Source organism: Arthrobacter sp. AOP36-A1-22 (genome assembly GCF_052377615.1).
Lineage (GTDB): Bacteria > Actinomycetota > Actinomycetes > Actinomycetales > Micrococcaceae > Arthrobacter_H.
In genome coordinates this window covers 1-12,565 of sequence record NZ_JBQSWX010000027.1, presented here as the reverse complement: position 1 = coordinate 12,565, position 12,565 = coordinate 1, and the positions used below count along the sequence as shown (strand labels likewise).

11 protein-coding genes are annotated in these 12,565 nt (G+C 65.7%); 3 read left to right on the top strand and 8 right to left on the bottom strand.

The window, feature by feature from the left end:
• The first annotated feature begins 28 nt into the window (after nt 1-28).
• Entirely contained in the window at nt 29-1,405 is a 1,377-nt protein-coding gene (radA, locus tag ACT3S2_RS13740) for a DNA repair protein RadA (RefSeq protein ID WP_086997613.1), read from the top strand.
• Between the two features lie 86 nt (nt 1,406-1,491).
• Entirely contained in the window at nt 1,492-2,568 is a 1,077-nt protein-coding gene (gene disA, locus ACT3S2_RS13735; RefSeq protein ID WP_086997616.1) for a DNA integrity scanning diadenylate cyclase DisA, read from the top strand.
• Between the two features lie 16 nt (nt 2,569-2,584).
• Here disA and ACT3S2_RS13730 read toward each other — a convergent pair whose 3' ends face one another.
• Complete coding sequence (locus ACT3S2_RS13730; RefSeq protein ID WP_444555323.1) at nt 2,585-3,292, bottom strand: hypothetical protein; 708 nt, start codon at nt 3,290-3,292, stop codon at nt 2,585-2,587.
• Nucleotides 3,293-3,378: 86 nt separating this feature from the next.
• On the opposite strand from ACT3S2_RS13730, the gene ACT3S2_RS13725 reads away from it, so the two are divergent.
• A complete protein-coding gene (locus ACT3S2_RS13725) occupies nt 3,379-4,341 on the top strand; it encodes an A/G-specific adenine glycosylase (RefSeq protein ID WP_444555322.1) in 963 nt (320 codons plus the stop codon).
• Nucleotides 4,342-4,436: 95 nt separating this feature from the next.
• Here the strand turns inward: ACT3S2_RS13725 and ACT3S2_RS13720 are convergent, their stop codons facing one another.
• The 7 genes from ACT3S2_RS13720 to ACT3S2_RS13690 form a co-directional block, all read right to left on the bottom strand.
• Nucleotides 4,437-4,637: an Rv0909 family putative TA system antitoxin gene (locus tag ACT3S2_RS13720; RefSeq protein WP_444555321.1), complete on the bottom strand. Its 201-nt coding sequence runs from the start codon at nt 4,635-4,637 to the stop codon at nt 4,437-4,439.
• A gap of 184 nt (nt 4,638-4,821) precedes the next feature.
• The gene (locus ACT3S2_RS13715; RefSeq protein ID WP_444555320.1) at nt 4,822-5,325 is read right to left on the bottom strand and encodes an amino-acid N-acetyltransferase; all 504 of its coding nucleotides are present in this window, start codon (nt 5,323-5,325) and stop codon (nt 4,822-4,824) included.
• Between the two features lie 101 nt (nt 5,326-5,426).
• Nucleotides 5,427-7,952 carry an ATP-dependent Clp protease ATP-binding subunit gene (locus tag ACT3S2_RS13710; RefSeq protein ID WP_444555319.1) on the bottom strand — a complete coding sequence of 842 codons (2,526 nt, stop codon included), beginning with the start codon at nt 7,950-7,952 and terminating at the stop codon, nt 5,427-5,429.
• Nucleotides 7,953-8,110: 158 nt separating this feature from the next.
• On the bottom strand, nt 8,111-8,413 hold the full coding sequence (locus ACT3S2_RS13705) for a histone-like nucleoid-structuring protein Lsr2 (RefSeq protein ID WP_444555318.1): 303 nt from the start codon (nt 8,411-8,413) through the stop codon (nt 8,111-8,113).
• Nucleotides 8,414-8,547: 134 nt separating this feature from the next.
• Nucleotides 8,548-8,733: a hypothetical protein gene (locus ACT3S2_RS13700; RefSeq protein WP_444555317.1), complete on the bottom strand. Its 186-nt coding sequence runs from the start codon at nt 8,731-8,733 to the stop codon at nt 8,548-8,550.
• A 3-nt stretch (nt 8,734-8,736) separates the two neighbouring features.
• Complete coding sequence (gene lysS, locus ACT3S2_RS13695; RefSeq protein WP_444555343.1) at nt 8,737-10,221, bottom strand: lysine--tRNA ligase; 1,485 nt, start codon at nt 10,219-10,221, stop codon at nt 8,737-8,739.
• 173 nt (nt 10,222-10,394) lie between these two features.
• Complete coding sequence (locus ACT3S2_RS13690) at nt 10,395-12,395, bottom strand: M13 family metallopeptidase (protein ID WP_444555316.1); 2,001 nt, start codon at nt 12,393-12,395, stop codon at nt 10,395-10,397.
• Nucleotides 12,396-12,565: the final 170 nt, after the last annotated feature.

The window sequence follows — 12,565 nt, the reverse complement described above, 5'->3', positions numbered from 1 at the left end:
TCAGTCAGAGGCGATAACATCGTGAACCATGGCCAGTAAGAGCAGTACCCGCACCCGTAACGCCCCGAGCTATCGCTGCGCCGAATGCGGTTGGACGACCGTAAAGTGGGTCGGACGCTGTGGTGAATGCCAAGCCTGGGGAAGCGTCGAGGAGATCGGTCAGGTCACCGCCCGCACCACGGCGGCCGCCACCGTGGCCAGCCCGGCGTTGAAGATCGCCGACGTCGACTCCTCATTGGCCCTCTACCGGCCCACCCTCATCGGCGAACTGGACCGGGTTCTGGGCGGCGGGCTCGTCCCCGGAGCGGTGATCCTCCTGGCCGGGGAGCCGGGGGTCGGCAAATCGACGCTGTTGCTCGACGTCGCCGCCCGCACCTCGCGCACCGACCGTACGGTCCTGTACATCACCGGCGAGGAGTCGGCAGCCCAGGTGAAAATGCGTGGAGAACGCATCGACGCCCTTTCCGACACCCTCTATCTGACGGCCGAAACGGATTTGGGCATCGCCCTAGGCCAGATCGAAAGGCTGGACCCCGACCTCCTGGTCATCGATTCGGTCCAGACCTTATCGTCCGCTGATGTTGAGGGGGCCGCCGGCGGGGTGACCCAGGTCCGAGAGGTCGCTGCCTCGCTGATCAACGCCGCGAAGAAGCGAAACATGACCACCATTCTGGTCGGCCATGTGACCAAGGACGGTTCCATTGCCGGACCCCGGCTGCTCGAACACCTGGTCGACGTCGTCTGCCAGTTCGACGGCGAGCGCCACTCCCGTCTGCGCCTGCTGCGGGCCGTAAAGAACCGGTACGGGCCCACGGATGAAGTGGGTTGCTTCGACCTGACCGAATCGGGGATCGAAGGCCTCGCGGACCCCAGTGGTCTCTTCGTCACCCGCACCAAGGAACCGGTCTCGGGCACCTGTGTCACCGTGACCTTGGAGGGGCGGCGGCCCTTGGTCGCCGAAGTGCAGTCACTGCTGGCCAAGACGAGCAACGCCCAACCTCGCCGGGCCACCAGTGGGCTCGATGCGGCCCGCACGGCCATGATCCTTGCGGTACTCCAGAGCAGGGCGGGGATGGACCTGTCCAACCTGGACTCCTACGTCGCCACCGTCGGCGGCGTCCGGCTGGGGGAACCCGCCACCGACCTGGCCACGGCCCTGGCTATTTCCGGGGCCAAGTTGGATCGTCCCCTGCCGGCACAGTTCATTGCCTTCGGGGAGGTCGGGCTGGCCGGGGAAGTCCGGCCGGTACCGGATATCGGTCGCCGCATCACCGAAGCCGAGCGCCTGGGTTTCCGCTATGCGGTCGTCCCGGCCTCTCCCAATGGGCCCGGTGTCGTGCCCCATGGCTTCAAGGTCCGCGAAGTCAGTACCCTGCAGGAAGCGCTGAGCGCGGCCTTTGGTTAGGGTCGACTGCGCACCGCACCGACGTCCTGCCTCGCCGCAGCGGCCGCGCCCTGCTTAGGATGGGGTGATCCATCGGAAGGAACCCCATGCCCAAATCGCCTGAAGAAGCGTTGCGCACCACGCTGGCCCGTGTCGCCCCCGGGACCCAGTTGCGTGATGGTCTGGAGCGGATCCTGCGTGGTCGGACCGGGGCCCTGATCGTTCTGGGCAGTGACCGGACCGTTGAATCGATTTCGTCGGGAGGCTTCGACATCAATATCGACTTCTCCCCCACCCGCCTGCGCGAGTTGGCGAAAATGGACGGCGCCATCCTCTGCGACCGCGACGCCTCCAACATCCTCAAGGCGGCAGTGCAGTTGGTGCCCGACCATTCCATTGACACCCAGGAATCAGGAACCCGGCACCGTACAGCCGAACGCGTGGCCATTCAGACGGGTTTCCCGGTCATCTCGGTGTCGCAGTCAATGCATATCATTGCGATCTACGTCCAGGGCATCCGCCATGTCCTGGAGGGTTCCGAACCCGTGCTGGCCCGGGCCAATCAGGCCTTGGCCACCTTGGAGCGTTACCGCAACCGGTTGGACCAGGTCACCAGCACCCTCTCCGCCCTCGAGATCGAGGCAACCGTCACCGTCCGCGATGTTGCCGTGGTGCTCCAACGTCAGGAAATGGTTCGACGCATCTCCGAGGAAATCGACCAGTATGTGCTCGAACTTGGTGTTGACGGACGCTTGCTGGCCCTGCAGTTCGATGAGCTCAGTGCTGGGCTGGGACCGGGCAGTGACCTGCTGCTGAAAGACTATTCCGAGGCCGGAACCGAAACGGAACATGTTGCCGCTTCATTGGCGCAGCTGCGTTCCTTCAGCTCCAACGACATGATCGACCTGAGCCGGATCTCCACGATCCTCGGCTTCACCCCGGGCACCGATTCGTTGGAGGCGGTGGTGCACCCCCAGGGTTTCCGCCTGTTGGCCAATATCAAATCGGTTCCCCGCGCGGTCGCCGATCGGCTGGTCGCCAGCTTCGGCGGCCTGCAGCACCTGATGGCCGCCAACATCGATGACCTGATGGCCGTGGACGGCATCGGCGAGCAAAGGGCCCGCACGGTCCGTGAGGGCCTCTCACGCATTGCCGAGTCCAGTCTGCTCGACCGGTACATGTAGGCCCGTCGGCGGCGGCCTACTTCAGCGAGAAGTTGACCTTGTCGCTTTCGACGTCGCCCAGCTTGGCGGTGAACGTGTAGGTTCCCGGGCGGGGCTTGGACTCGATGTCCTTGCAGCCGGGGGCACTGCGCTGACGATCCCAGGTGAAGCGGGCGCTTTCGGTCGCCCCTGCCTTCAATGTCATATCGCTATCGGAGGGATCCTTGCGGCAGTCCGTCGTGGAGAAGATCCGGTCCGATCCCGACACGATGCTGAATTCCTGCTGACTGGTCCCCACATTCACCGTGCAGTCCTCGGAGCCCGTGTTCTCGATCTTCATCTCCAACACCGGCTTCTCCGCAGGGTCATAGCTGCCTTGATCCGTAGCGGCGCCCAACGTGATGTCTCCGGAGGCGCAGGTTCCGCCCGCCGCCTCCGCGGAGGAGGCCGTGCTGGAGGCCGATGCTTCGGCGCTGCCGCTTTCGGTGGCGGCAGCACTTCCGCTCGCCGATGGGGTGGCCTCGGCACTGGCCGACGGGGAAGGCGCCGGGCTCGAGGACGCGGCGGCCGGCGGCGGGCCGGCACCGTCGGTGGTCCTGGTGAAGAAGCCCACCACGGCGATCACGGCCCAGGCCAGCAACGCGAGAACGACCAGCAGAGCCACTCCAACGACGATTCGACGACGACGGAAGACTTCCGGACTGGGTTTGCCCCTGCCCGGAGACCGGGACTGCTGTTGTGCCATGCCCCTAGGGTATGGAGCAGCCGCGGCCACCCCCGGTTCCCACGCCGTGCACTAGGGTATTGGTGCCCCGCTTTCCAAGGAGTCACGTGCCACCCACCCCGCCGCTGGACCTCGATGCCCTCCATCACGACATCACCGGATGGTTCGCCACCGAAGGCAGGAACCTGCCCTGGCGGAGCCCGCAGTGCGGCGCCTGGGGGATCATGGTCAGCGAGTTCATGCTCCAGCAGACTCCCGTGGCCCGCGTCCTACCTGTCTGGGAAGAATGGATGCGCCGCTGGCCGGAACCGGCGGCACTGGCTGCCGAACCCGCGGGAGAGGCAGTGCGGGCCTGGGGCCGGCTCGGCTATCCGCGGCGTGCCCTGCGCCTGAGCGAGGCCGCCCGACGCATCGTCGAGGAACACGAAGGAGAGGTGCCCTCCTCCCCCGCTGACCTGCTCGCCCTGCCCGGGGTCGGCAGCTACACCGCAGCAGCCATTGCCTGCTTCGCCTTCGGGCAGCCCGAAACCGTCGTGGACACCAACATCAGGCGGGTCCATGCCCGCCTGGTCAGCGGCAAGGCCCTGGCCGAACCCAGCCCGACCGCTGCGGAAGCACGATTGGCTGGCGATCTCATGCCGGCCACCGGGGACGACGGGGGCGATCTGGCCTGCGCCTGGAATGCGGCGGTGATGGAATTGGGGGCCCTGATCTGCACGGCCCGCTCACCGCGTTGCGCCGAATGCCCGGTTTCGGCCTCCTGCGCCTGGATCGCACGGGGCAGGCCCGAACCCCATTACACGCCCAAGGGCCAACCCTGGGCGGGGACCGATCGCCAGGTCCGCGGTGCCATGATGGCCGTCCTGCGCGCCAGCGACGACCCCCAACCCGCCGACCTGCTGGTGGACACCGCCCCGCCGGAGTCGGGGGGCGACGCCGAGTCCGATTCTGCGTTCCAACGGCTGAGGTCGCTGGCTGCGGGGGCTGAACAGCGCCGTCGATGCCTGGCGGGGCTGCTGCGGGACGGGTTGGCCGTGGAAACCGAGGCAGGAATCACCCTGCCGCACTAGCGGCGGGGACGGGGCCCGTCAACGACAACGGGGCCCCGCATACCGCGGGGCCCCGTGGCGCCGTGCGGCGCCTACCTCATGAAGGATGAACGGACTTATTTGTCCTTCTTGTCCTTGTCGTCGTCGCCACCGAGGAACTTCTCCTGGGCGCCGTCGATGGCGTCCTTGTGGTCGCCGAGCTGGTCGCCGAACTTGTCCTGGGCGGCGTCCACGCCTTCGTTGATCTTGTCACCGTGTTCGTTCTTGAGGTCCTTGGCCTTGTCGCCGAGTCCACCCAAGCTATCTCCGAGTCCCATTTCTTGACCTACTTTCGTTGGTTTCCAGTTGGTACTTACGGTGCCACGGCTCCCCACTGGCTGCGGGGTGCGGCTCGTCGGCCCCCGAGGGACCTGTGCTGCCAGCGTAGGTACGAGCACGGCCGCTCGTCCACCATGACGGACCAATTAATCCGGGATTCATCCGAGCGCGAAATCCCGGGCCTCAGAGGTTCATGATCATCCTGGTGTTGCCCAGCGTGTTCGGCTTGACCCGCGCGAGGTCCAGGAACTCGGCGACGCCTTCATCGGTGGAACGCAGCAACTCCGAATACACCTCGGGGTCCACGGCGGTCTGATTCTCCATGACATCGAAGCCCATCGTCCTGAAGAAATCGACCTCGAAGGTCAGGCAGAACAACCGGCTGACCCCGATCCTGCGCGCGTTCTCGATCAACTCGATGAGCAGGGACCTGCCGATTCCTTGGCCGCGGCGGCTGTCCACGGTCGCCAGCGTGCGCACCTCGGCAAGGTCCTCCCACATCACGTGCAGGGCACCGCATCCCAGCAGGTCCCCCCGGTCCTCGGCCACGATGAATTCCTGCAGGCTCTCGAAATAGGCGACGGCTTCCTTCTCCAGCAGGACCCTCTCATCGGCCAGCGGCCTGACGAGCTGGCGGATCCCTGCGACATCCGATGTGCGGGCAGGCCGAAGTATGAAATCTGGCATCTACCCATCCTATTCCCGTCGGCGGCACCCTCCCAGCACATGACCAGGGGCCCGGTCGTGGATCTCCACGACCGGGCCCCTGGTGCAGGCGGGGATCAGGCTCAGGTGCTCAGGTGGCCTTCCTCGATCTCCGCGGGGCTGTCCTTGCCTTCCAGTTCCGGGGTCTCCTCGCGGCCGGTGAAGGTGAACTTGGCGTCCTCGCCCTCGCCTTCGACGTCCACGGTGACCGTCTGGCCGGCCATGATCTCCCCGAAGAGGATCTTCTCGGAGAGCTGGTCCTCGACCTCGCGCTGGATGGTCCGACGCAGTGGACGGGCACCCATCGCCGGGTCGTAGCCCTTCGTGGCCAACAAGTACTTCGCCTCGTCGGTCAGCAGGACGTGCATCCCCTTTTCGACCATGCGGGACTCCAGGCGGGCCACGAACAGATCGACGATCTGCACGATCTCCTCCTGCGACAGCTGCGGGAAGACAAGCGTGTCGTCGACACGGTTCAGGAACTCCGGGCGGAAGTGCTGGCGCAGTTCCTCCTGGACCTTGGCCTGCATCCGGTCGTAGTTGGTCTTCGTGTCGCTGGTCGACTGGAAGCCGGTCATGACGCCCTTGGAGATGTCCCGGGTGCCGAGGTTGGTCGTCATGATGATCACGGTGTTCTTGAAGTCCACCACACGGCCCTGGGAGTCGGTCAATCGGCCGTCCTCCAGGATCTGCAGCAACGAGTTGAACAGATCCGAGTGGGCTTTTTCGACTTCGTCGAACAGCACGACGGAGAACGGGCGACGACGGACCTTTTCGGTCAGCTGTCCGCCCTCCTCGTAACCGACGTAGCCCGGAGGGGCACCGAAGAGCCGGGACACGGTGTGCTTCTCCGAGTACTCGGACATGTCCAGGGTGATCAGTGCGTCTTCCTCGCCGAAGAGGAACTCCGCCAGGGCCTTGGCCAGTTCGGTCTTGCCGACGCCGGTGGGGCCGGCGAAGATGAACGAACCGCCCGGGCGGTTGGGGTCCTTCAGCCCGGCACGGGTCCTGCGGATGGCCTGCGAGATCGACTTGATCGCCTCGTCCTGGCCGATGACCCGCTTATGCAGCTCCGCCTCCATGTTCAGCAGGCGGCCGGATTCCTCCTCGGTCAGCTTGATGACCGGGATGCCCGTGGAGTTCGCCAGTACTTCGGCGATCAGTTCCTCGTCGACTTCGGCGATATCGTCCATATCGCCGTTCTTCCAGGACTTCTCCTTCTCGGCACGCTCCTCCTGGAGCTTCTGCTCGTTGTCGCGCAACGAGGCGGCCCCTTCGAAGTCCTGGGCATCGATCGCGGATTCCTTCTCCCGGCGGACCTTGGCGATCTGCTCGTCCATCTCCTTCAGTGCCGGAGGGGCCGTCAGTCGACGGATACGCAGGCGGGCGCCGGCTTCGTCGATGAGGTCGATGGCCTTATCCGGCAGGAAGCGGTCGGAGACGTAGCGGTGTGACAGCTGAGCGGCAGCGGCCAATGCGCCATCGGTGATGGTCACCCGGTGGTGCGCCTCGTAGCGGTCACGCAGGCCACGCAGGATCTCCGTGGTGTGTTCCACGGAAGGTTCCTTGACCTGGATCGGCTGGAAGCGGCGCTCCAGGGCGGCATCCTTCTCGATGTGCTTGCGGTACTCGTCCAGCGTGGTCGCGCCGATCGTCTGGAGTTCGCCACGAGCCAGCATGGGCTTGAGGATCGACGCTGCATCGATGGCGCCTTCGGCGGCACCGGCGCCGACGAGGGTGTGGATCTCGTCGATGAACAGGATGATGTCACCGCGGGTGCGGATTTCCTTGAGGACCTTCTTCAGGCGTTCCTCGAAGTCGCCGCGGTAGCGGCTGCCGGCCACCAGGGACCCCAGGTCCAGGGTGTAGAGCTGCTTGTCCTTGATGGTCTCGGGGACGTCGCCGCGCACGATGGACAGGGCCAGGCCCTCGACCACTGCGGTCTTGCCGACGCCCGGCTCACCGATCAGCACCGGGTTGTTCTTGGTCCGGCGCGAGAGCACCTGCATCACGCGTTCCTTCTCGAACTCGCGGCCGATGACCGGGTCGAGTTTGCCGTCGCGGGCCGCCTGGGTGAGGTTTCGCCCGAACTGGTCCAGCACGACCGAGCCGGCAGGCTGTCCTTCGGCCTGGCCCTGGCCGACTCCGGCGCCTGCGGTTTCCTTGCCACCCTGATAACCCGAGAGCAGCTGGATGACCTGCTGGCGGACCCTGTTCAGGTCGGCGCCCAACTTGACCAGGACCTGGGCGGCCACTCCTTCGCCCTCACGGATCAGACCGAGCAGGATGTGCTCCGTACCGATGTAGTTGTGGCCGAGCTGGAGTGCCTCACGCAAGGAGAGTTCCAGGACCTTCTTGGCGCGGGGGGTGAAGGGGATGTGTCCGGACGGGGCCTGCTGGCCCTGGCCGATGATCTCCTGCACCTGCTCCCGAACGGCACCGAGGGAGATGTTCAGTGACTCCAGCGCCTTCGCGGCGACACCCTCCCCCTCGTGGATCAGGCCGAGCAGGATGTGCTCGGTTCCGATGTAGTTGTGGTTGAGCATGCGCGCCTCTTCTTGGGCGAGCACGACAACGCGACGGGCACGGTCGGTGAATCTCTCAAACATGCGGCACACTCCTAGCTAACGCGTACTCACGATGCTACGCATCAAATGGCGCCAGATGGCCCGTGTTCGCCGTGGGGATAAAGCAGATTTCCCCACCGTCCCGCCGGCGGGGTGTCCGAGCCGGTCCCCGGGAGGTCCCGGGGGTTGCCGAAGCGGGCTCAGGACTCCGGATGTACTTCGCGGTAGGCGTCGATGACCTCCGAGTGCAGGCGGCCGCGTTCGCTGACCTTGAAGCCGTGGTCGGCAGCCCACGCCCGGATGGCGGGGGCCTCGGACGCGGAGTAGGCGGTGGAACGCCTCGCCCCGGCGACGAAGGGGGCCAGCGCCTCTCGCAGCTTCCCGGCATTGGCCTCGCCGAGGTCGATCTCGTAGTGGCTGCCGTCCAGACCGAAGTGCACGGTCTCGTTCGCCGTCGACCCGTCCAGGTCGTCGATGAGCGTGATTTCGACCTTGCGCGCCACGGGCGGCTCCTCACTTAGAAGGTATCGGGGCTTCCAGGCGGGCCCCGGGGCATCTCGCCCTCGGGGTCCGGGGGTCGAGGTGTGCCTCCGGAGACCATGGTACTGCGGATGGGCCGATCTCGGCGTCCGGGAACCTACTCCCCGGGCCGGTCGGCGCTCCCGGGGTCGGGTTCCTCGGTAGGGGCCGTCCCCTCCCGGTGGGCATCGGCAGCGGATTCCGCCAGCCGCTCATTGCGATCCACCCGGAACAGGGCACGCATCACGAACCAGAAGACCAGTGCCGCGACGATCGTGGGCAGCAGCACCTCGACGTAGGCCATGGTCTAGGCCTCGGGCTTCAGGAGCGGGTAGAGGATGGTCTCGCGGATGCCGGCGTCGGTGAAGAGCATGACCAGCCGGTCGATGCCCAACCCGATGCCGCCCATGGGCGGGGCACCGTACTCCAGCGCCCGCAGGAAGTCCTCGTCCAGTTGCATGGCTTCGTCGTCACCGTCGGCGGCAAGTCGGGATTGTTCGGTGAGGCGTTCTCGCTGGATGACCGGATCGATCAGTTCGGTGAAGGCCGTGCCGCGTTCCATGCCCCCGATGATCAGGTCCCAGGCTTCGATGACCCCGGGTTGGGAGCGGTGCGGTCGGGCCAACGGCTGGGCCGCCGGCGGGTAGTCGTAGACGAAGGTCGGGTCGATCAGGGTCGGTTCGACGATCTCCCCGAACAGTTCGATGACCAGCTTCTCGGCCCCCCATTTCGGGTCGACCTTCACGCGGTGCTTCTCGGCGATCGATTGAAGCAGCCCGGCCGTGGTTTCGGGGGTGATTTCGGTGCCCACCGCTTCGGAGAGGGCGGGATAGACGCTAAGCCAGCGCCATTCGCCGTCGAGGTTGATGGTGCCCTGGGAGGTCTCGATCCGGCGGCCGGCCCCGACGGCGTCGGCGGCCTTGAGGATGATCTCCTGGATCCGTTCGGCCATCACGAACTGGTCGGCGTAGATCTCATAGCATTCCAGCGTCGTGAACTCGGGGGAGTGGGTGGAGTCCACACCTTCGTTCCTGAACAGGCGCCCTACTTCGAAGACGCGGGGAATGCCGCCGACGACGGTGCGCTTGAGGTAGAGCTCGGTGGCGATCCTCAGGGTCATGTCCTGGTCGAAGGCATTCAGATGCGTGTGGAAGGGCCGAGCCGAGGCCCCACCATGGATCAGTTGCAGCATCGGGGTTTCGACTTCCACATACCCGTGGCCGTAGAGGGTGTCCCGTACGGCACGGGTCACGGCGTCACGCTTGTAGATCATCTCGCGGGCCTCGTCGCGGACCATGAGGTCGGCATACCGTTGGCGGACCCGGGTCTCCTCGTTGAGGTCGGCGTGCAGCACCGGCATGGGGCGCAATGCCTTGGAGGCCATCTGCCATTCGGTGACCATGACGGAGAGTTCGCCGCGGCGGGAACTGATGACGGCACCCTTGACGAACACGTGGTCCCCCAGGTCGGTGAGTCGCTTCCAGTCGGCCAGCGACTCCTCGCCGATGTTGGCCAGCGAGAGCATGGCCTGCAGGCGGACGGCCTCGCCCTTCGGGCCCGACTCCTGCAACGTGGCGAAGCACAGTTTTCCGGTATTGCGGGCGAACACGATGCGCCCTGCCACGCCGACGATGTCCTGGGTCTCCTCGCCGGCTTCCAGGTGTCCGTACTTCTCACGGATTTGCAACAGGGTGTGGCTGCGTTCGACGCCGACCGGATACGCCTCGCGGCCGGCTTCGAGCAGCTCGGCGCGTTTGGCCAGACGCACCTGGCGCAGGTCATGCGTGTCGATGGTCTCGGCAGGGGTGGGGGCGGTGGGGGTCTGATCAGCAGTCACAGTACTCGATTCTACGTCCTTCGGCCGCGGCACGGGCACGCTCTTCCATGGGTGTGCCAACGGTCACGGTTTGCTGCACGGAAGCGCTCCACCGCCGTCTCCAGGAGGGGACGCCGGTAGAGCACCGGTCACCAGATGGCAACGCGCTCCTGGGGATCCAGCCACATCCCGTCGCCGGGCTTCGTGTCGAAGGCCCGGTGGAAGGCATCCATGTTCCGCGCCACCTGGTTGCAGCGGAACTCCCCGGGGGAATGGGGATCGGTGGTGATCCGGTTGACCATCGTTTCGGGACGGGTCAGCGACCTCCAGCACTCGGCCCAACTGTGGAAGAAGCGCTGGTCCCCGCTCAGACCGTCGATCTCTTCATCCACCGACAGCCCGCGGGCCTGCAGATCCAGGCGGTAGGCCTGGTAGGCGATGCCCAGGCCACCCAGATCGCCGATGTTCTCCCCCAGGGTGAGTTCGCCGTTGACGTGGTGCTCCGGCGCCTCCTCGGGGACGAGGGCATCATATTGGGCCACCAGCCGGGCCGTGAGTTCTTCGAAGGCCGCACGATCCTCGGCGGTCCACCAGTCGCGTAGTTGGCCCGTCCCGTCGAACTGCGAGCCCTGGTCGTCGAAGCCGTGGCCGATCTCATGGCCGATGACCGCACCTATGGCCCCGTAGTTCGAGGCCGGGTCCCGGTCGGGGTCGAAGAACGGGCTACGCAGGATGGCAGCCGGGAACCCGATTTCATTCAGCAGCGGATGATAGTAGGCGTTGACCGTCTGCGGATACATGAACCACAGGTCCCTGTCCACACCCTCATCGATTTTGGCCAGTTCACGGGAGAACTCGAATTCATTGGCGCTGGAGACATTGCCGATCAGGTCATCCGGGTCCGCCGATACGTCGCTGTAGTCGATCCACTTCACGGGATAACCGATCTTGGGGCGGAACATGGAGAGCTTCTCCTGGGCCTTCACCCGGGTTTCCGCGCTCATCCAACCCAAGGCGTCGATGGACAGCCGATAGGCGGCGATGAGGTTGCCGACCAGGTCCTCCATGAGGTCCTTGCTGCGTTGTCCGAAGTGCCCGTCGACATAGAGTTGTCCGATGTCCTCGCCAACGGCCCCCTCGGTGAAGGCCACCCCGCGCTTCCACCGCGGACGCATTTCGGTCACCCCTGCCAGTTTGGCCGAATAGAACGAGAAGTTCTCCTCCACGAAGGCCGCGGAAAGGAACGAGGCGTTGCTGCGCACGACCTGTACGGCCAGCCAGTCGCGCCACGCCCGGAGCGGCTGGGAGTGCAGCAGCCCCTCGACCCCCTGGAGGTAGCTGGGCTGCCAGACATCGACTTCGTCGTAGTACTTCTCGTCGATGCCCGCGCCCTCCAGCCAGAGGCGGAAGGTCGGCTGGAGGGAGAAGAGCCCCTCCGCTGACATCAGGTTGTAGCGGGCCTGGGCGTCGCGGCATTTGACGGCATCCCAATGATGGGCGGCCAGTGCCTTCTCCAACTCGACCACTCCGGCAGCTGCCTGGTCGGCGTTGGGTACCTCCACCAGGCCGAGCAACCGGCCCAGGTGTTCCTGGTATTCCTGCAACAGTTCAGCAAACTTCTCGTCCCGGTAATAGGATTCGTCCGGCAGTCCGAGGCCGGACTGGATGATGGAGAAGATGTTGCGGTCCGGTTGGCCGGCGTCGGAGTTCGCTCCGGCCTGGTAGAGCCCCGAGACGCCTCGCCGTTGAAGAGCCCCGCTGAGGGTCAGCAACTGTTCGATGCTGGTGCAGGCGTAGACGGATGCCAGATCCTCGCGGATGGGGTCCATGCCGCGGGCTTCGATGGCGTCCTCGTCCATGAAACTGCTGAAGAGCCCGGCGATCCGTTCCTGGCGGGCGTCGGCCACCCCGGCCGGCTCGGCGCTATCGTGCCGTGCTTGTTTGATGATGGCGTGCACGGCCGCTTCCGCCTCGTCGCGCAACTGCATGAACGACCCGTAGCTGCCCTGGTCCCCGGGGATCTGCGCGGTGGCCAGCCATTGGCCGTTGACGTGTCGGTACAGGTCGTCCTGGATCCTCACGTCGTGGTCGCGGTGGTCCTCGCTGGTCGCGGGTTCGGGCATAGTGCGTGAAGCTGGATCTGCAGTCATGGCTCCCCAGGGGTCGGGACGCCAGAAGTTCCCGTGGCGTCGATGGTGGTCTGACCCTCACCCTACTGATCGACTTCGGGCTTTGGCTGTGCGCCGGCCGAAGTTCCCCTGAACGCGAAAACAGGTAGCCGGCGGCCGGAACGCCGGCACGGGGTCCTTAAATGCAGTAA

Bases quoted from the DNA above. Each gene is read 5' to 3' on its own strand.
- radA (WP_086997613.1), top strand. From the start codon at position 29: ATGGCCAGTAAGAGCAGTACCCGCACCCGTAACGCCCCGAGCTATCGC.
- disA (WP_086997616.1), top strand. From the start codon at position 1,492: ATGCCCAAATCGCCTGAAGAAGCGTTGCGCACCACGCTGGCCCGTGTC.
- ACT3S2_RS13730 (WP_444555323.1), bottom strand. From the start codon at position 3,292: ATGGCACAACAGCAGTCCCGGTCTCCGGGCAGGGGCAAACCCAGTCCG.
- ACT3S2_RS13720 (WP_444555321.1), bottom strand. From the start codon at position 4,637: ATGGGACTCGGAGATAGCTTGGGTGGACTCGGCGACAAGGCCAAGGAC.
- ACT3S2_RS13715 (WP_444555320.1), bottom strand. From the start codon at position 5,325: ATGCCAGATTTCATACTTCGGCCTGCCCGCACATCGGATGTCGCAGGG.
- ACT3S2_RS13710 (WP_444555319.1), bottom strand. From the start codon at position 7,952: ATGTTTGAGAGATTCACCGACCGTGCCCGTCGCGTTGTCGTGCTCGCC.
- ACT3S2_RS13700 (WP_444555317.1), bottom strand. From the start codon at position 8,733: ATGGCCTACGTCGAGGTGCTGCTGCCCACGATCGTCGCGGCACTGGTC.
- ACT3S2_RS13690 (WP_444555316.1), bottom strand. From the start codon at position 12,395: ATGACTGCAGATCCAGCTTCACGCACTATGCCCGAACCCGCGACCAGC.